The following is a 20,101-nucleotide window of genomic DNA, read 5'->3' as shown; positions in this document are numbered from 1 at the left end:
GCCAGCCCAGGGCGCTACGCTACCACTCCACGCAAATTTTACCCATATGGGAGCCGGCCAATTGATATTCAAAGGCCTCCGCTAATTCGCCGTAGCGGAAGGTACGGTCGATCACCGGGCGAATACCGTTTTGCTCCAGCGCTTTAACGTAGTCTCGTTGGTTGGCTCGGCTGCCCACCAACAGGCCCTGCAAACGCGCGTTTTTAAACATCAATTGCGCGGTGGGCACCGGCCCATCAAAACCGGTGAGCACACCGATTAGCGCAATTTGCCCGCCTACGGCTACCGCCTCTATGGATTGCGCCAATGTGCCTGGGCCACCCAGCTCCACAATGTGGTTTGCGCCCAGGCCTTCGGTTAGCTCCATCACCGCTTTACCCCATTCTGGCGTGGCGCGGTAATTGATAGTGGCATCTGCTCCCAACGCTTTTGCCTTGGCCAGTTTTTCGTCCGAGGAGGAGGTCACAATCACACTGGCGCCCATGGCCTTGGCCAACTGCAGCGCCGCCATGGATACCCCACCGGTACCTAAGGTAACCACCGTGTCCCCTGCTTTAAGTCCACCCTCTGCCACTAAGGCTCGCCAGGCAGTAACACCGGCGGTGGTTATAGTGGCGGATTCTGCATGGCTCCACCCCTCGGGGGCCAAGGTGAAAGCGGATTGATTACGCACCACAACCTCGGCTGCCATGCCGTCCACGCCATCACCCGGAGTGCGCGCAAAGCCACCAGCACTGGCTACCACCGGGCCGGATTCCCATTGGGGGTAAAAACAAGACACCACATGGTCGCCCACGGCAAGGTCGCTAACCTCGGCGCCTACGGCTTCCACCACGCCGGCACCATCAGACAATAAAATACGGCCATCGTCCGTGGGCAAGGCCCCGGCGGCCACGAGATAGTCGTGATAATTGAGCGAACCCGCGTGGATGCGCACCTGCACATCGTTGGGCCCTAGCGTTTCTGGGGCATTGGTTTGCTCGGCGTAGATATTCTCTAAACCGCCAGGCTGTTTTAATCGGATCGCTTGCACTGTGCCACCTCGTTAGGATAAGTGATTATGGGTAGTTGGCCGTGGCCACGCCCTTGTTGTACGCGAGCCCAAAGACCACCTCAATGATGCTTTGGTACCAATGAACAGGCTAAAGTTCAACCCTGCCCGCGCCTTTAAATTGCGAGCCCCTCGAGGACGCCACAGCCGACCTAGAACCAATTGTGGCTAGGCAGCAAATCTCAATCCCACGCAGCCATGGTGTGCCTGTCCACGAAAGATACTTGGCGTGCCTGTCCTTGGCGTGCCTGTCCTCAAACGCGCCCAAACGCGCCTGCCCACAAAAGAAAGCGCGCAAAGGCGCACAAATGCCCACAACAAACGTTTGGCCAGCGCATGGTTACCCACCAGTATGCTGCGTTTAAAACGCGTGCCAATTATTCCGCACACGACAAACTGCCGCCAAATAATGTACAAGCCAGAACATTAATCATTGGTGTTTTTTGCACACCTTATTACCACCAAAAAGTAAGCTTTGTTTCCACTTTTTAGCTTTTGCTTTTGGCGCGCGTTAATTTTTTTGATTTTTTATTTTCACCATTGAATAGACGTTGTTATTCACTTTTCAAACCATTAACCTTGGTGCAAACCCAGAGGCCAAAACAATATGCAGGAAGCAAATACACCTCGAGCCGCAGCGGTGGACAACCAAGTTGTACACGCGGTACCCACAATAAAATCTATTTACGTTTACGAGGCACCCATCCGTGCCTGGCATTGGATCAATGCCTGCGCCATGGTGTGCTTAATTGCCACCGGTTACCTCATTTCTGCGCCGCCCACGTCCATCCACGGCGAGGCTTCTGAACACTTTCTCTTTGGCTATATTCGGTTTATCCATTTTGCCTCGGCCTATATTTTTGCCATCGGATTTTTAGGCCGTGTCTATTGGGCTTTTGTCGGCAATTACCACGCACGGGAAATGTTTTTTATCCCAATCTTTACCAAGTTATTTTGGCGCGAGTTATTTTCTATGCTGCGCTGGTATTTATTTTTGCGCGCCTACCCCAACCGTTATATTGGCCATAACCCCATTGCGCGGCTGTCCATGTTTGTGTGCTTTGTGCTGCTGGGTATTATCATGATCTGCACAGGCTTTGCACTTTACGGCGAGGGTGCAATGCCCGGCCACATCGCCCACACACTGTTCACCTCCTGGGTCATCCCGCTATTTGGCTCTTCCCATTCCGTGCACACCATTCACTACTACGGTATGTGGATAATGCTGTGCTTTATTATGCTGCATATTTACGCGGCCATCCGCGAAGACATTCTTGGCAGGCAGAGCATGGTGAGCACCATGATCAACGGCTACCGGTTATTTAAAGATTAACGCTGTGCTTTACAGGATATTGCAATAATGAAGCTTGCTCTGTTTGCCGAACTCACCCAAGAGCATCTAACCGTGGTTCGCTCCACGCTAAAATTACGCAAAGAGACTTGGCAATGGGTGGCCGCGCCCGAGCAAGCGGATTTGATTATTTGCGATAGTCGCAGCAAAGTGTGGCAGCGAATTGGCGTAAGCGATAGCCCACTGCAAATTATTGTCGGCACGGCAGATGCCCAGCAAACCGCTGGCCGCATGCACTTACCTGCCCCCTTCCGTGCGCTTAAATTAATCAAATTATTGGATACAGCGGTAGAACAACTGTCGGCCGGTAAAGCGTCCAAGGCGCTTTGGCCCAAGCAAGCCAGCAAACAAACCGATAAAGCACAAAAAAAGATAGAAGCAACACAACCAAAATCCGGCGGCATTCCCTGGGCCAAAAAGAATATACAGTTTAAGGGCAAAACGAATTTTTCTAGCTTACCGGTTACCGCAGAGCTGGCGATGTGGTTGGAGATTATGGCCAGCCAGCCTGTATCCTACCAATCAATGAAGGCCGCACTGCCTATGGATGCAGAGCTAATCGATACAGTACTAAACTCAGCGGCCAAAAACGGAGTTTTAATCGACGAACAAGGCGAGGCCATCCCCCCCATAGAAAGCAAATCTTTGTTGGATATGCTTTTTAAACGTTAGCTCGCGGCGGCAGTAGGCGTGTGCAAGTATTGATACAAGCACTTTTTACGCCGAGCAATTTTGATCTGGGTAGGTCGCTTTACGATCTTACGAGGGCCAACAAAGTGTTATCCAATACCCTAACGCCGTGCGGTAAGCGCTGCACAGGCAAAACACTCAACGCAAAGAAATACGTATCTCTAGTATACCTATACCGGTTTGTACTTGAGCAATACTGTTTATACGAAGAATAAAAATAGCACCCCGGTTATTTTGGCAAGCCTGGGGATTGATGGCGATATCGACTGAAGATGTTCTACCCTTTATGTTTCTATCACCATGCCACTCAAAAACCGCCTTAAACACCCTCACAGCCATCGGTCAACATCATTGCAACGTGGCTTCCACTCCCAGTGTTCATGGGTCAGCCATGCTCTTCAAACGCTTCTCGCAACAACTGATACGAACGCAATCGCTTTTGGTGGTCGTATACATCGCTCACAACCAATATTTCATCCGCTTCGGTCTCGGTAACGATATCAGCGACACCACGGGCCACCGTGGCTTTAGAGCCAACCACGGTACGCGCAAGCATGGACATTACCTGTGATTTCTCAGGCTGAGACCAATAATTGTCCATTGATTCAATTGGTGGCTGGCTTAACTGAAATTGACCGCGAATTAAATTGGTAAAAGACATCAATTTTGTGGTGGCCAGGTACTGCGCCTCCTCATCGGTGTCAGCAGCTATGACATTAATGGTTACGACGGCGTGGGGCGCGGTTAGTTGCTGCGAGGGTTTAAAATAACGGCGGTAAATGCGCAATGCAGCAATCAACTGCTGCGGGGCAAAGTGCGAGGCAAAAGCATAGGGTAATCCTTTTTCGGCAGCAAGCTGAGCACCAAATAAGCTGGAGCCCAAAATCCACAAGGGTACGTTTGTTCCTGCACCGGGTATCGCTTTTATGCTTTGGCCTGGCACCGGCTCGCCCAAGAGCATTTGTAGCTCGCTAACATCCTCGGAGAAACGCTCGGCCGCCGCCGGTGACCTGCGTAAGGCTCTTAGCGTCATCTGATCCGTTCCTGGCGCTCTGCCTAAGCCTAAGTCAATACGGTTTGGATACAGCTCCGCCAGAGTACCAAATTGCTCGGCCACAACCAGCGGCGAATGGTTGGGTAGCATAATGCCACCAGAGCCAACGCGGATCGTTTGAGTACCCGCGGCGATATGGCCAATAACCACGGATGTCGCCGCCGAAGCGATACTGACCATATTATGATGCTCTGCCACCCAGTATCGCCGATAGCCCCACCCTTCAGCGTGGGCGGCCAGGTCTCTGGCGTTATCCAACGCACCACGGACCCCTGATGCTTCTGTAACACGTACTAAATCCAAAATCGACAGTGGAACCATTTCAACCAACACAATAGACTAAAGGGACAAAGCAAGGTAAACACTTAGAACGCACCCGTCAAATATCAGCAACTGCGAGCCTAAACCAAACCGCGGCTACACAATCGGATCATTGGCATGCAGAGCGTCATCAAACGAAACGATCATTTTACGCAGTAATTTATCGAGCTGGTTACGCTCGCGACTGGTGAGATTAGCAAACGCAGCCTCTACTGGCGTATCCATTTGCTCGGTAATACGGCCCACTATTTGGCGGCCCTTGGTTGTAATTAAAATACTATTACGACGCCCATCTTTATTACTATTTTTACGGCTTACATACCCTTTCGCTTCGAGCGATGACAAAACTTTCGTTATGTTGGCTCTACTTGTTCCGATAATTTCACTCAGCTCGCTAGGATACAAAGTACCCTGACGAGTGGAAACCAATACACATAAAGCATGGTAATGTTTCTCGGTTATATCCAAGTGGCGAAAAATATGCGCAAAATACTCGTCTAAACCTAGAGCGCCTACCCGCAGCAAGCGGACTAAAATCGTTTCAGCCTTAGGCAACAACGGTAATGCATCAAAAAGGGGATCTGTGGTTTTTTCGATTACTTTAAGTCGCTCTGTTCCTCTCACGCAAAAACCTCTTAGTGTTGTCCACGCGGATTATACTCGCCATGGATAAAGAATCGGGTTAAATGCCACTATTTTACCGATTTTAGCTAAGAATGTTAGGCACTAAACCCCACATGGTTCAGCCCCGAAACCAAACACCCTATCCACCGACGGTACGCTTTGGTAAACCTCGGCATAGCGCCATTAAACCGGTTTCAGGGCGAGTGCCACGGTACCATCGCTGGCACAGCGCCGTGCGCACGTACAAACATTTCTGAATGGCCTTAAGCAAAGACAGTTTGGCCAATAGTGGAGGCATCGTAGCAAGTAAGGAACAGAGCAAACTAATCAGCCTTATAGTAATCAGCCTTATAGAAAGATACACCCAATGCTCGCGCGTGACGAAGACCTAAACACTGTGAATAACGTGTCTGTGTTGATACGCCGATAACAACCTACCAACACAGACACACAAGCACTTGACTGGCTGTTGGGGTGAAGTTGACCGGAGTACTTCACCCCCCACCACTCAAGCCCCAGGCGCCTCAGTCACAAGCGCTTTGCGGCGATAAACATCCTTAAGCATGAAATAGCTGGCAATAGAATACCACCCCAGCCAACACGCGTAGGGGATGTAGTAACTTAGTAAGCCGTTCCAAGCAAAGGGGCCCGTTTTTAACACGCCGGTTAGGCTGGCTGGTATAAAGCTAATGCCGCACCAAATGGTAAGGAAACACACCCAGCGCGGAAAAAGTTTTACCTCTCTCGTATCGCTCAAACCAACGAAAGCGGCTGCAAACATCTGTAGCGTTGTACACGCATACTGTAGATCAATACACAACCAGCCCACGTCGGTTAACATTTGTATCATCTCTGGCGACTGCTCAGGCCGGAAACCCGCCACCACCCAAAACATGGCGCTAAAGGAAACAACCATAACGGTAAGCCCGCCACCCAAAAGCTGCAATTTCGAAAGTACCGTGTACGGCCCTTCGATGCGCTCCATTTGCATACTTAGTAGAGACGTCCAGGGAAGGTATAACACAACCGTAATCAATGAAATGATAAAACCTAAACGAATCATCTCCAGGTTTTCGACATACCGATCTGCCAGCTCCACGGCGGTTAAAGAAGGTGCCGGGTTAGGAAGATTTTGCCCCAGCACCCCCCAAAAAATAACAAACGCAATCAAAAAAACAGGCCCACACCAAGCGCTGACCAATTCATAGTTAAGGCCGGTTCTTTGATTCATATTACTCTCTCACAGAATAGTTATCGTTGTATGATTAAGCCGTTAGTTAAATCGACTCATACCAGTAAACCCGGCAGGTTCAACCAGGGAATGCCTGATTGACCAGGTTTATTGTTCGTACACAACCCAGGCAACAATGATTAACATATAGTACACCGGTAAATTATTTTGTCAAATAAGGAGGCCAGTCTGAGCTATTCCGCAAGCGGTGGCCCGATTCACTATTCAGTTTTCGCGCTCCCTAATCAAGGCGCTTTCCTATCGATTCAGTTAGGGCCTGCGTCCTATCAATCAATGAAAGCGGCGCTGCCTATGGATGCTGAGCTAATCGATACGGCACTAAAATCAGCGGCCAAAAGTGGAGTCTTGATCGACGAACAAGGCGACGCCATCCCCCCCATAAAAAGCAAATCTTTGTTGGATATACTTTTTAAACGTTAGCTCGTGGCGGTGGTGGGTGTGTGCAGGTGTTGATACAGGCATTTTTTACGCCGAGCAATCTTGATCTGAGTAGCTCGTTTATTGCTCGTGGTACGTTTAACGCACTTAACACCAACAGACATAAGATTTTCCCCTCAAAGAACTCTTCACTACAAACAACCGCTAACTGCAAACAACTACTTACTGCAATTAATTACTCGCTGCAAACAACCATGCCGCAGGTAGAGATTAACACCCGAGTGTCAACGCTCCAGTCACTTAACTTCATTGTTTTGATCAAATAAGACAACGTTGTTATCGGTCACCTCCAACGCCTGCTGATTGGTCAACAACCTTAAGTCCAACTGTTGGTAGTCCTCTACAACTTTATCAATCGCCGGCTGAAAGTGTTCGCTGCCGCTTTGGGGTACTGGGTAAAAAGCAACGAGCTTAAGAGCCGTATAATCGCTTAGGCCTGCCGCACAGTGGGGTCGTCCATGGCTGCTAAGTAGTTAATACTAGGCGCCATGACGATACTGGCGGCCGATTCACCAATAATAGCCATGCCCTTTCCGGCCTCATTTAAGATCCATCGGTCTGCACCGGTAGCGCGCAACTGCTGCAACAAATAATAAGGTTTACCGCCAGACAGGTAGACATAATCACAACGCTCAAGTGTTTGGCGAATATCTTGCTTGGCTACCGTGGCGATATCCAATTCATGTGCGTCGATGCCCAGCTGATCAACACAGAGCCTAGCCTTTTCTGCGTAAAAACTGACCTCTTCCACCTTGCTGGCGGTAGGGATAAACGCAACGCTTTTACCCTGCGCTAAGCGATGAATGCGTTGTTAAAATACGTCGACAAAAGATGAGGTTAAAAATAGCTTAGCCATGGGTATCTCCCAGTAAAGCAACATAAACGGTTATGCCAGCCGGTGCCCGGAAGCGATGTGTAAAAATAAATTTTAAAGATAACGGAAAGCGCAATGCTTTACCCTTTAGAACACGACGGCGCGTTATTGCCAGAGTTGGCACACCCGCCGACGAGGCGGACCGCCATGAAGTGGTACGAGCTGGGCGACTGTATCAGTGCCTGGACGGAGGTAACTTGCATTGGCCTTAGATTCAGCCTTGGCAAAACAGCGTTTAAAAGTTGGCATACTGATGCGACCGCTACAAAAGCAATTAGTTGCCTTTGCCCGCCTGGGCTATTCGCCATCGGCCCCATTCTCCTGCCATGCTTATCCCTATGGCCCACCCTCTTGGCCCCCACCCTCCTGAATGGCGCTTGGCATGTTAGACAGCTGTTAACCCTAATGCAGCCTGTGAAAAGGGCCAGTTTACTGGCCAATCGTTATTTGTAGCCCGCCCCACAAGCTTGGTTTACACTGCCCACCACAATAACAGCCACTGCCGATTCCGGCCCCTTTGTAATTGAGGTGCAGCATGCGTTTTCAGTTTCCTATTATTATCATTGATGAAGATTTCCGGTCGGAGAACACCTCTGGCCTGGGCATTCGATCACTGGTAGAACCCATAGAAGCGGAAGGCCTAGAGGTTTTGGGCGTTACCAGCTACGGCGATTTAACATCGTTTGTGCAGCAACAGAGCCGCGCCTCGTGTTTTATCTTGAGTATTGACGATGAAGAGTTCCACGACGACCAAGCAGAGCTCACGTTAAGCAACCTACGCGCCTTTATGGCGGAGCTGCGCAATCGCAACCCAGACATCCCAATCTTCCTCTACGGTGAAACCCGCACCTCTTACCATATCCCCAACGATATACTGCGAGAGCTGCACGGGTTTATTCACATGTTTGAAGATACGCCGGAGTTTATCGCGCGTACCGTGGTACGCGAAGCCAAGGCCTATATGGCCACCCTGGCGCCGCCCTTCTTTAAGGCCTTGGTGGATTACGCAGCCGATGGATCTTACTCTTGGCACTGCCCGGGGCATTCCGGTGGTGTTGCTTTTTTAAAGAGCCCCGTTGGCCATATGTTCCACCAGTTTTTTGGTGAGAATATGTTACGCGCCGACGTGTGTAATGCCGTGGATGAATTAGGTCAGTTGCTAGACCACACCGGGCCGGTGGCCGCCAGTGAGAAAAACGCGGCGCGGATTTTTCACTCGGACCATTTGTTTTTTGTCACCAATGGTACATCCACCTCCAATAAAATCGTATGGAACTCCACCGTCGCCCCCGGCGATATCGTGGTGGTAGATCGTAATTGCCATAAATCTATTCTGCACTCCATCATTATGACCGGCGCCATTCCCATTTTTCTAATGCCCACCCGCAATAATTTTGGCATTATCGGCCCCATTCCCAAGAGTGAATTTCAGTGGGAAAACATCCGCGCAAAAATCGAAAAAAACCCCTTTATCGAAAATAAAAACGCCAAGCCCCGAGTGCTAACCATCACCCAAAGCACCTACGATGGTGTGCTGTACAACGTGGAAGAAATCAAAGAAGAACTCGACGGCAAAATAGACTCCCTGCATTTTGATGAGGCCTGGCTGCCCCACGCAGCGTTTCACGATTTTTATGGCGATTTTCACGCTATTGGTGAAGACCGAACGCCGTGCAAAGACTCCCTAGTTTTTGCCACCCAAAGCACGCATAAATTATTGGCGGGTATTTCCCAGGCTTCGCAAATCTTGGTGCAGGATTCCGACAACCGAAAACTGGATAAAGACCTATTTAACGAAGCCTATTTAATGCATACCTCTACCTCTCCGCAATACGCCATTATCGCCTCCTGCGATGTGGCCGCGGCTATGATGGAGCCACCCGGTGGCACTGCACTGGTGGAGGAATCCATTGCCGAGGCCATGGAGTTTCGCCGCGCCATGCGCAAGGTGGACGACGAATGGGGGGCCGATTGGTGGTTTAAAGTGTGGGGGCCGGACTACCTAGCCGAGGAAGGCATGGGCGACCGCGAACACTGGACGTTAAAAGCCAACGAGCGCTGGCACGGCTTTGGCAATCTCGCCGAAGACTTCAATATGCTAGACCCAATCAAAGCCACCATCATCACCCCGGGGCTGGATGTAGACGGGCATTTTTCTGAGTCGGGTATTCCTGCTGGTTTACTCACCAAGTATTTAAGTGAACACGGCATTATTGTTGAGAAGTGCGGCCTCTATTCGTTTTTTATTATGTTCACTATCGGCATAACCAAGGGCCGCTGGAATACACTGGTTACCGAGCTTCAGCAATTTAAAGATTGCTACGATACCAATATGCAACTGTGGCGCTGCATGCCAGACTTTTTAGCTAAACACCCACAGTACGAAGGCATGGGATTAAGGGATTTGTGCCAAAAAATCCACGACGTGTACAAACAACACAACGTTGCCCGCCTAACCACGGATATGTACCTAAGCGATTTAACGCCCGCAATGCGCCCCACGGACGCCTGGTCTAAAATGGCCCACCGCGAAATTGAGCGGGTCCCCATTGATGAACTGGAGGGACGAGTAACCGCCATGATGGTAACGCCCTACCCACCGGGTATTCCCCTGTTAATCCCTGGGGAATGCTTTAACAAAACCATTGTTGAGTACTTGCGCTTTGCACGCACATTTAACGAGCTATTCCCCGGTTTTGAAACCGATATTCACGGCCTTGTTAAAGAAGTCGTAAACGGTAAGGCGGTGTACTCCATAGACTGCGTAAAAGAATAACAGCGGTGACGCTGGGCAACCCAGCGCCATCATTGTTTTACAAGCGCGCTACTTTAAAAAGACTGCCGGCTTAACCGATCTCCGCTGGCCCCACTGGCACAATTCCGGTGGGGTTAAGCGCTTTAATCGAGTAATAGCCGGCTTTAATGTGGTCAACCTTTACGGTGCTTTTTACGGCATCTAAGGCTAGCACGCGATGCAAATAGGCGTGCAAATTTGGCATATCTTTAACTCTATTGCGGTTGCATTTAAATAGCCCGTAATAGGCCAAGTCGAATCGCACCAACGTTACATAAGCACGGATATCCGTTTCTGTAATGTGTTCGCCAAACAAATACTGGCGGCCATCAGCCAGCTGGTGTTCCAACCCATCCATGGCGGCAAACACTTTTTCGTAGGCCTCATCATAGGCTTGCTGGCTAGAGGCGAACCCAGCCTGATAAACACCGTTATTAAAATCGGTGTATAGCGTTCTGTTGAGCTGGTCTATATCCAACTGCAGTGCACTTGGGTACAAATCAGGCCCCTCGTTGGTTAGATGGCGAAAAGCGGAATTGAGCATGCGCACAATATCCGCAGATTCGTTGTTAACGATGGTGTTGGTTTTGTTATCCCACAGCACCGGTACCGTTGCGCGGCCGGTGAAGCTTGGATCTACCTGGGTGTACAACTGGTGTAGATACTTGCAATGGTTAAGAACATCGGCTTCGTCGCTGCCCGGGTAGCCACCAAAGCGCCAGCCCTGATCGCTCAACTGTGGGTTAACCACCGATACCGTGATGTAATCAGTAAGCCCCAGTATCGCCCTAGCCATTAAGGCTCGGCTGGCCCATGGGCAGATGTATGCGATGTATAGGTGGTAGCGGCCGGGTTCTGCTTTAAAGCCGCCGTTACCGGTTGGGCCGGGGGCACCATCTGCCGTAATCCAATTGCGAAAATACGAGGTCTGCCGAATAAACCGGCCCTGTTCATCTTTATTTTGCACCGGCTGCCAGGCCGACTGCCATTTGCCTTTCACCAACATAACTGTCTCCTATTTTTTGCATCGAGCTAACTCTTCGAGGTAGCCGCACCTAAAAACAAAGCTCGAAAAGCGCCGGGTACAGGCCGGGCGCATACAAACTCATGGGGCTAAGAGGTGGGATTAAGCTGCCGCAGGTATAGAGGCCGCGTTGCTGTTGCGTGGCTGGCCCGAGCGATGTGTTAACCATCGATCCACCGACACACTGCCCGCGCCTTGCACTGCTAGGGCCGCTGTGGCGGCAAATAAGCTCAGTGCGTATTCATAGCCGTTGTTGGTTAAAAACAAGCCGTTGCTAAAGTGCACACTAAAAATGGCCACTAGCATGGTGAAAGCAGTCACCACCGCTGCAGGACGGGTTAACAAACCCAGCGCCAAAGCCAAACCACCAAAAAACTCTGCGCTGCCGGCCAGCAGGGCCATTGCAAAGCCCGGCTCTATGCCGATGCTGGCCATCCACTGGCCGGTGCCTTCCAGGCCATAACCACCGAACCAACCAAATAATTTTTGGCTGCCGTGGGCGGCCAAAACAATGCCCACGGGTACGCGCAGAATTAAAGCGCCTGCGCCTGCGTTGCTGGATAAAACGGTATTGATAATGCGGTTCATGTCGGAATTCCTCTGGATTTGTGTGGTGCGCCCTCTGCGCTAACCGATGAACACAGATTAATAACCTCCAAAGTAAAGATAAACGGTGGTTTTGTTGTATTATTACCAACAAAATATTGACAATAGCGTAGATAGGAGTGGAGATGGACCGGTTCGACGCATTGCAGGCATTTACCGCAGTGGCCGCAGAGGGCAGCTTTACCAAAGCGGCGGCTAAGTTAGATACCTCGAATCAACTGGTGAGCAAATACGTAGCGCAGCTTGAGGAGTACATCGGGGAGCGCCTATTTAACCGTACCACCCGGCGCATTCACCTCACCGAGGCAGGCGAGCAGTGCCTACAACACGCTCAGTTGATACTGGAAAACCTGCAGGATATGGAAAACCACCTGGGCCAATTGCATAGCCAGGCCCAAGGGGTGTTAAAGCTCAGCGCGCCGGTGTCGTTTTCTACCTTGCACCTGGCGCCACTGCTCAATGATTTTAAAAAGTTGCACAGCGCGGTCAATATCGATTTGCAGCTCAACGACCGCACTATCGACGTGGTCGAAGAAGGCTTTGATTTAGCCCTGCGAATTGGTTATTTGAAAGATTCGTCCATGATCGCCCGCAAGGTAGCCCCCATGCGCTTGGTGCTGTGCGCATCGCCAAGCTACCTTGAACAATACGGCATTCCGGAACAACCGGAGGATTTAATCAGCGGCCATTATCTCAGCTACAGCTATATGAATAACCACCCTAAAGATTCCGCACTGCTGCTGGCACTAAGCCAAAAACAATCCAACTTTGTGGCCAACAACGGCGAGGTATTAACCGCAGCGGCGGTGGCCGGCCTTGGCTACGCGTTACAACCCACGTTTATTATTTGGCGAGAATTACAAGCCGGAACACTTAAAATACTGTTACCACAGTACGAGCCGGCACCCATGGGTTTATACGCCACCTACCCCCACCGCAAATTGATGGCGGCCAAGCTTAAAGTATTTTTAGAATTCTTAAGCGGCTATTTTGGCCAACCGCCCTATTGGGATAATGTTTGAATTACCCCTGGCCGGGGCCCTGCACTAGAAAAGCTTACAAATTAAAATAACATTTTAAAAATGATACCCAACCGATAAGCGAAAGGCCCTTGGCTCAAAAACGTGGTAATGAATATCATCCACCGACTGCGCTTCTGTTTGCAGCTGGGAGGCATAGTAATAGGTGATATCGGCGTCGTCGGCATCCAACAGGTTAAGAATATCCAGTTTGGCCTGCCACCGCTCGTTAAACTGCATGCCTGCCCTCAGGTTCACCAAGGTACTGGGCTCTGCCTGGGCGCCGCCATCCAAAGCGTAATCGCCAAAATGCCGAACCCGCAGGTGAGTATAAAATTGTTCCGTCCACTGGGTGTTGAGGCCCAAGCTAAAGACATCTTGCAAGGCGCCGGGAATATCCCGCGAGCCGTCCAATGGCTGCACAAACTGGGCATCGGTATAACTGTACTCAACGTCGACCAGGTGCTTTTCGCCCAAGCGCGCGTACAGTGTTAGCTCCAGCCCGGTGCGCTCGCTGCCCACGCCAGTGTCTTCGGTGGTGCCGGCATCGCCCACAAATAAAAGCTCGGAATCTACTTCTAAATACCAAAGCGCCGCCGACAGCTCAATATTATTACTCACCACATTGCGTAGGCCCAGCTCATAGCCCAAGGTCGGCACCAGCGGATCGACGGGGTCTACCGTTTCACCGGTAACAGGGTCTCGTTGTATGGAGGTACCCCGCGCATCGTTACTGTGGAAACCCTGGCCAACACTAAAAAATCCATTGAGATGCGAATTAAATTGATAGGCGACATTAAATGATCCGGTCACAATATCGTCGCTGCTATCGCCGCTGTTAACCGCCAAGGTAGACGGGTCTGCAGCGGCCAAAGCGTTAACATCAAACCAATAGCGGTCGTAGCGTACGCCTAAGGTGGTGCTGAGTTTTTCTGACCACTGCAAGCGATTCTGCCAGTACCAACCGAGGCTGGTTTGTTGCACTTCGTCCTGGCGGAACACGCCGGTTCTCACCCGCTGATTGCTGGCAAATAGGCCAACTTGGTCGATGTCATCGTGGCGTAGTTGGCTACCAAACGTGTTCGTCATGGACAGCGAATTAAATTCACTGTTGAGCGCGTAGCGGGCATCCCAACCGGCAATGGTTCGGTCATCTACCTGCTCAAACTGATCGCCCTGGGGCTGGGTGAAGTAGGTAAAATTCGACCACAAATTCATATCGTAGCCAATGGCGTATAGGTTGACGTCGAGTACGGAATCGCTACCGGTTTTTAACCAGTGGCCGGACAAACTGTAACGGTTGGATTCGCCCCCTAACGTAGTATCGATAGATCCTAAATCAGAAATAATCCCTTGCTGAACTGCCCTGCGAGGAATTTGATCGGCGGAGTTCCAACTGTTTTGGTAGGCCATGGCGGTGATGGATAGCAAATTTTCTTCGTCACCCCAAACCTGCTTTAACCACAGATTCTTTTTATCCACATCCTCGCTGATATCATCCCAAGGGCCGTCGTATTTCTGTGCTTCCAAGCCATAAATAAACTCCGCCCCGCCGGCGGACAACAGGCTGCCAGTGGCCAGCAACCGGCGGTGGTTGTAGTTGCCCACCCCCAGCTCTAGTTGCGAGTCGTTCAGGTAATTAACACTGCGCACCTGTGCGCCGCCGGTGCCAGAGAAATCCGCCAAATCGGCGTAGTAGGCGCCCTTTTTATAGGCGATGGAGGCGACTAGCTCCGGGATAATAAAATTGAGATCGGCATAGCCTTGGCCGTGGCCATGGCTGGGCATATTTACCGGCATGGCATCCACGGTGGTGGAGAAGTCTGTGCCGTGATCCAAGTTAAAACCACGCAAAAAGTATTGGTTTGCCTTGCCACTGCCACTGTGCTGGGTTGCTACTAACCCCGGTACAACTTCCAATATCTCTCCGGTGCGCAAAATGGGCCGTTGGCCCAACTGCTCACCACTGATTTGCCCGTGGGAGGCCGTGGTGGCGGTTTCAACATGACGACCAATCACGTTGATTTCTTCAATGTGGACTCCGTCAGCCAGCGCGGTGTGCGCGGCAAGGCTGGTTAGCAGCAAGGTCAACCGTGGGCAAGTCAAGGTCACAATGATTCCTTATTGTGTTAATTCTGCAAGGCGGCGGGTAATTTAACCTATAGGGGCCTGTTAACACTAATTTGGCACCACTGCTGGAGGCTCCGAATTCGTGTAGGCCCTAGGACTCAGCATGCTTGCAATACCTGCAAACGACAGCGAGTTTCTTAATACTTACAAAATTATCCTACTGAAATATGACGACCGGAAGAATTACCAAAAATTGACCTTTATTCACACACCCATCACGTATTAGCGTCTGCTCTCATTCGCGGCAAGGGTGGCTAGCCGGCGTAAGGTAACTGCTTAGTCAACGCCCATCTGGCGACGATAGCTTCGAGGCGCGGCAAGGGTGCAAGCACGGATGAAAATCAATTAGTCAAATTCTGGGCACAAAAAAACGGGCAGGGTTTGCACCCTGCCCGTTTTTTGAAAACTGATTTAGCGCAATTATGCCGCTTTTTTCAGTTGCTTTTTCAGCTTTTTGATTTTGCCGGTTTGCTTAGCAACTTTAGCCTTACGAGCTTTGATTTCTTTTTTCAGTGATACTACTTTTTTTGAAGCTTTCTTAGCCATGGAAGTGACCTCTCTATAATAATTAAAACAACAAGTGTAAGTTCGTCCGCATTAATTACGAACGATAGGCGCAGTATATACACCGAATTCGAATATTCAAGGCTTCACAGCAAAGAAATGCGATATAACGCAAATTTAGCACTTTAAAGGTTGTTTAGCGTGCAATCGCCGCATTTTGTGACAGTTATATTTCATATACATTACAGAAAATTTGCACTCCAACTTACATTTAAAGAAGGGCCCGGTAGCCGTAACGGCCTACCGGGCAAAGCGAGAAGCAAATTGAGAAGTGAATTGAGGGAAACGTTAAAACGCGTACCGAAGGTTAATGCCCACTTCCCTCGGCTTGGTAATTTGGATTAGGCGATAGTCGGAATCCAAGGTGACTTGGCCCACCACATTACCACCACTGACTTGGCGATAACCGAGCGAGCCCGGGAACTGCTCCCGCTCCAGCACTTCTTCGGTATCGAAAAGATTCTTGGCAAACAGCTTAACTTCCCAGCCGTTGTTGGGGTCACCAATGCCCGCGTATAGGTTAAACAGGCTGTAGCTGTCGACGTCGTCCAGGGGGTTGATGGGGTCGTTTTCCGAATCACCATACACAGTCCATAGGCCTCTGACGTAGGCGTTCAAATCACCCACCGCAAAATTGTACTCCGAAGTAAACGAACCAAACCAAAGCGGCGCATCGTTGGCCCTAAAGTTAACAACACAGGCAGAAACATTTTCGCCACCGGCAAAGTAGCTACCGCCGTTTACGGCTTCGATATCGGCGACGCTGGGAGCACCGTTAATGAAACCATCCGGCTGGCCGTCGCCATCTAAATCATTACAGGGAATTTTTCCGTCTTGTATTTCACCCTTCGAATAACTCAACTGCGCACCGAAATGTAGGTTTTCTGTGGCAACAAATTGCGCTTCTAGCTCAACACCAAACACATCGATATCCACGCCGGAAATAAAATTGTGTTGGGTAACACTAGGGTTAAAACTCAGCGCTCCGGTGCTAGGGTCAACCGCAACTGAATAATTGTTGTAATAAATTCCGCTACCGGGTGCGCGGTAAACATAGTTTTCAAATCCTTGCTTAAACACGGTGCCGTTTAATCGCAGACGGCCATCCATGAAGGTTGAGCGAACTCCCAATTCAAACGAGCCCGATTCCTCTGGCTCGGTGCGGGCAAACTCCGCTTGGTTGGCCGATTGCAACGGGCTAAAATCACCAATGGCAGCAGCCGGGCCACGCCACGCAGAACCGTAGTTGGCATAGGCCATAACGTCATCTGTAAAATTGTGTTTTAGCGTCATTGAATAGATGTCGGCATAGTTGGTGGATTGGCCATCATTGCCAAACACCGACCCCTCGCCCAAGATCACCACACCCACATCTAAAAAACGGTCTTCGCGATATTCGATATATCGCCCACCTAAAGACAGTTCAGTAACTTCACCGAGCCGAAACGTTAGGTTGCCGTAAAAGGATTCCTCAAAGGCGCGGTTGGTACTGCGAATGGCCGTATTGGTGGTGGTATAAACGCCGAAATCGGTTATCTCTAACAACGTGGGGTTTTGCAGCCGAGTATCCGGTACAGCATCTAACTTAAACCCGCCCACCACGTAATCCATAAATCCGAACAATGGCTCGGTGGATTGCAAACGCAGCTCGTGGCTCTCCGAGGTTTGCGTGGTTTTTGTGTTCTGGCCTACGGAATACCAAGCCTCTAACATGGCAGTGTCGGTGTTTTGCAACAGTGCGCCGGTAACATCACCGGATTCATCGGACAAGGTGCGATCTAACGTAAACTCAGAATCAGAATACACGTATTTTAACGCCTGCCCGGCAAACTCGACCGATAACTCTACGCCAAGGCGCTGGTGTTCCTGCTCGTTGCTTTCTCGGAAGGATGTACCTAACCGATCGCTGGCGCTGATATCGCGAGACAAACTGGGCGGCGCTTTACTGGGGTCGGCCCGGTAGGCGGATTCCACTTGGTAAACCAATCCGCGAGTAGGTTCAAACTGTTGGTAGTAGGCTTTTGCTGAGAGAAAATCGGTAGGTTCGTACAATGCGGTAATGCGGTAGCCATCGGCTTCGTAGCCAGATTCCTCACCGCGCAGATTTTTTACCTGGGTGATTTCGTTTTCTTCAGAAAACGCCGCCAGTCGAAAGCCAAGCACATCTTCAATCACAGGAACGCTAACCGCGCCGTTAAAATTAGCGCCGCCAATGTCGGTGCCAGTGACATCCACGTAACCTTCAAACTCGCTGAGCGATGGCTCAACACTGGTCAACGTAATAGAACCGGAAGGCGACGCCCGGCCACGCAATGTTCCTTGGGGGCCATGTAATACCTCAATTTGACCCACATCGAACATGGCCTGCATAACCGAGGCCGAAACGTAGGGCGCATCATTAAGGTAGAACTCCACCGTGGCATTGTTACCACTGGCAAAGGTATCGTATTTAACCCCGCGCATGGAGGCATTAGGGGCAATGCTATCGGTGGCCAAGGTTAACCCTGCCACCACGCCTTCTAAGTCTTCGAATTCGCGGATATTTAAATCGGCAATTTGCTCGCCGCTAACGGCGTTAACCGTTAGCGGCACGTCTTGTAAACTTTCGTCGCGACGACGAGCGGTTACAACCACTTCTTCCAATGCCGCCAACGCATCGGACTGTGCAAATGCAGGAATCGGTAAAGTGCTGATTGCGGTGGTGACACTGCTGGCAATGAGTGTTTTGCGAAAGCTAGGCTTCATAGGGTACTCCAATCTTTGTATTTTTTATTATTAACAACCCAAACTGCGAATCGCGCAGCGTAGGCCGGAGGTCTTCGATTGATGCACGCCCGATCCTTTGAACACATTTATTATTTTTGTTGAACTCAAAGAATAAACAGAAATATTAAATTCTTTTATTAGTTTGTTTTTAAAACCTCTGCCGGGACGATTCAAATCTAGCATGAAAACTCTGCCATAAAATAGGCAAAGTAGTTACAGTGGCCCGATATAAACAGTGGTTTTGGCGCGGCGGCGCCTTGGCTTGCAAAAAACGAAATAAAAACCCGAACAGAACAAATCAAACAATTTAAGCCAACATTGTTCACGGAGATAAAAGTTTCTGGAAGACGATAGCACTGTGTAGGGATGTGCTTAAAATACTAGAAGTGAGCTATTGAATTTGTAAGCGGTGCGCAATCATGCGCGTGTTACTTCAACGGAGAGAAACACGGCAAGCTTCACGCCCAACGTTTAGACTTGCTGGTCAACCCACTTCGGCTAACAGCTCTTGCCGATCTTGCAGTGGGGATAAACCAAAATGTTTGCGGTAATCTCGGCTGAATTGCGATGGGCTGTCGTAGCCCACGGCGTAGCTGATGGCGGCAATTTCTTGTTGCGCCACCAACTGCCGGCGCGCCTCGTGTAAGCGGATGCGCTTTTGAAACTGCACCGGTGAGAGCTGGGTAACCGATTTAAAATGCCGATGAAAACTGGCCACGCTCATACTGGCCATGGCGGCCAGCTCAGCAACGGTTATTGTAGCCTGGTAATTATTGCGCAGATATTGAGTAACGGTGTTGATTCTTGCGTTGTAACCATCGGCCACACCTAGCTGGCATAAGGCCGGTTTTAATTCGGTACTCAGCAAGCGCCAAATCAACTCTCGCTCGGTCAACGGGCCCAGCACCGGTTGGTTAACGTCGTCCCCCACCAATTGCAACAAGCGGCTGAGCGGGTCTAGCACGGTGGGCGGCAATTTGGCGGTGATTAACGCCGGGCTGCTGGTGCCTGCGGATTGCGTGCTTGCAGTAGCGCCGGCACCCTTAGCTTGCGCCTGCTGCTGTAACCACAGCTCGGTAACCACGCTGGGGTTGATAGCAATACTGAACGCAATATAGGGCTGCTGGGGCGATGCCTGCAAAATATTGGCGCTCACCGGAAGATCGGCACTGGCAAACAGGCACTCTCCCGCCTGGTAATGGTAGGTTTGGTCTCCTAGCACACTTTTTTTGGCACCTTGCAGCACGACGCATAGAGACGGTTGATACACCGCACGAATAAGCCCCGTGGGGGCTTCTGCGTAGGTAATTTTAAGGCCCGGCAACGGTGGTTCTTGGCCGTAAAGCTCAAACAGTTGACGGGTAATCGGTATTAAGTGCTCGATGTTGTCCATGGCTCTGAGTCTATCCCAATTGCTCCATACATGGGTGGTTTTGCCCCGGCTTGATAGAAATAGGCAAGCCTTTGCGATGATCGCACTGCCGCCGGGACACACCGCTATGGCAAGGTATCCCTACTGCTTACAGCAACTTACCTGAAGGAT

Annotated in this window: 15 protein-coding genes and 1 pseudogene; 4 read left to right on the top strand and 12 right to left on the bottom strand. The window is 50.5% G+C overall.

Annotated elements, in window-relative coordinates; genetic code table 11:
- Positions 1–19: 19 nt before the first annotated feature.
- Positions 20–1,033, bottom strand: coding sequence for an NAD(P)-dependent alcohol dehydrogenase (locus tag ACGHM3_RS04380; RefSeq protein WP_345427531.1), 1,014 nt, complete (start codon positions 1,031–1,033; stop codon positions 20–22).
- 625 nt (positions 1,034–1,658) lie between these two features.
- On the opposite strand from ACGHM3_RS04380, the gene cybH reads away from it, so the two are divergent.
- Together cybH and ACGHM3_RS04370 are read left to right on the top strand one after the other, a co-directional pair.
- Positions 1,659–2,384, top strand: coding sequence for a Ni/Fe-hydrogenase, b-type cytochrome subunit (cybH, locus tag ACGHM3_RS04375; protein WP_345427533.1), 726 nt, complete (start codon positions 1,659–1,661; stop codon positions 2,382–2,384).
- Positions 2,385–2,411: 27 nt separating this feature from the next.
- A complete protein-coding gene (locus ACGHM3_RS04370; protein ID WP_345427535.1) occupies positions 2,412–3,074 on the top strand; it encodes a hypothetical protein in 663 nt (220 codons plus the stop codon).
- A gap of 403 nt (positions 3,075–3,477) precedes the next feature.
- Here ACGHM3_RS04370 and ACGHM3_RS04365 read toward each other — a convergent pair whose 3' ends face one another.
- The 5 genes and pseudogenes from ACGHM3_RS04365 to ACGHM3_RS04345 all read right to left on the bottom strand — a co-directional run bounded on the left by ACGHM3_RS04365 (position 3,478) and on the right by ACGHM3_RS04345 (position 7,586).
- Complete coding sequence (locus ACGHM3_RS04365) at positions 3,478–4,467, bottom strand: LLM class flavin-dependent oxidoreductase (protein WP_345427537.1); 990 nt, start codon at positions 4,465–4,467, stop codon at positions 3,478–3,480.
- Between the two features lie 96 nt (positions 4,468–4,563).
- A complete protein-coding gene (locus tag ACGHM3_RS04360; protein WP_345427539.1) occupies positions 4,564–5,091 on the bottom strand; it encodes a MarR family transcriptional regulator in 528 nt (175 codons plus the stop codon).
- A 508-nt stretch (positions 5,092–5,599) separates the two neighbouring features.
- A complete protein-coding gene (locus ACGHM3_RS04355; RefSeq protein WP_345427541.1) occupies positions 5,600–6,322 on the bottom strand; it encodes a hypothetical protein in 723 nt (240 codons plus the stop codon).
- 695 nt (positions 6,323–7,017) lie between these two features.
- A pseudogene (locus ACGHM3_RS04350) lies at positions 7,018–7,200 on the bottom strand (hypothetical protein); the annotation flags it as partial.
- Positions 7,201–7,211: 11 nt separating this feature from the next.
- Positions 7,212–7,586: a Type 1 glutamine amidotransferase-like domain-containing protein gene (locus ACGHM3_RS04345; protein WP_345427663.1), complete on the bottom strand. Its 375-nt coding sequence runs from the start codon at positions 7,584–7,586 to the stop codon at positions 7,212–7,214.
- A 604-nt stretch (positions 7,587–8,190) separates the two neighbouring features.
- Here ACGHM3_RS04345 and ACGHM3_RS04340 point away from each other — a divergent pair.
- Positions 8,191–10,431, top strand: coding sequence for an arginine/lysine/ornithine decarboxylase (locus ACGHM3_RS04340; RefSeq protein WP_345427543.1), 2,241 nt, complete (start codon positions 8,191–8,193; stop codon positions 10,429–10,431).
- Between the two features lie 70 nt (positions 10,432–10,501).
- Here the strand turns inward: ACGHM3_RS04340 and ACGHM3_RS04335 are convergent, their stop codons facing one another.
- The gene (locus ACGHM3_RS04335; protein ID WP_345427545.1) at positions 10,502–11,455 is read right to left on the bottom strand and encodes a glutathione S-transferase C-terminal domain-containing protein; all 954 of its coding nucleotides are present in this window, start codon (positions 11,453–11,455) and stop codon (positions 10,502–10,504) included.
- Positions 11,456–11,575: 120 nt separating this feature from the next.
- A complete protein-coding gene (locus tag ACGHM3_RS04330; RefSeq protein WP_345427547.1) occupies positions 11,576–12,061 on the bottom strand; it encodes a DoxX family protein in 486 nt (161 codons plus the stop codon).
- 143 nt (positions 12,062–12,204) lie between these two features.
- On the opposite strand from ACGHM3_RS04330, the gene ACGHM3_RS04325 reads away from it, so the two are divergent.
- Entirely contained in the window at positions 12,205–13,101 is an 897-nt protein-coding gene (locus ACGHM3_RS04325; RefSeq protein WP_345427549.1) for a LysR family transcriptional regulator, read from the top strand.
- A 54-nt stretch (positions 13,102–13,155) separates the two neighbouring features.
- Here ACGHM3_RS04325 and ACGHM3_RS04320 read toward each other — a convergent pair whose 3' ends face one another.
- From ACGHM3_RS04320 to ACGHM3_RS04305, 4 genes are all read right to left on the bottom strand, one after another.
- Positions 13,156–15,210 carry a TonB-dependent receptor domain-containing protein gene (locus tag ACGHM3_RS04320; RefSeq protein WP_345427551.1) on the bottom strand — a complete coding sequence of 685 codons (2,055 nt, stop codon included), beginning with the start codon at positions 15,208–15,210 and terminating at the stop codon, positions 13,156–13,158.
- 438 nt (positions 15,211–15,648) lie between these two features.
- Complete coding sequence (locus ACGHM3_RS04315; protein ID WP_345427553.1) at positions 15,649–15,774, bottom strand: hypothetical protein; 126 nt, start codon at positions 15,772–15,774, stop codon at positions 15,649–15,651.
- A 306-nt stretch (positions 15,775–16,080) separates the two neighbouring features.
- Positions 16,081–18,537, bottom strand: coding sequence for a TonB-dependent receptor domain-containing protein (locus tag ACGHM3_RS04310; protein WP_345427556.1), 2,457 nt, complete (start codon positions 18,535–18,537; stop codon positions 16,081–16,083).
- Positions 18,538–19,042: 505 nt separating this feature from the next.
- Positions 19,043–19,951: an AraC family transcriptional regulator gene (locus ACGHM3_RS04305; RefSeq protein ID WP_345427558.1), complete on the bottom strand. Its 909-nt coding sequence runs from the start codon at positions 19,949–19,951 to the stop codon at positions 19,043–19,045.
- Between the last annotated feature and the right edge of the window lie 150 nt (positions 19,952–20,101).

Origin of the sequence: Halioxenophilus aromaticivorans (genome assembly GCF_042850945.1) — a bacterium.
GTDB lineage: Bacteria > Pseudomonadota > Gammaproteobacteria > Pseudomonadales > Cellvibrionaceae > Halioxenophilus > Halioxenophilus aromaticivorans.
This window is presented reverse-complemented; position numbering and strand designations above follow the sequence as displayed.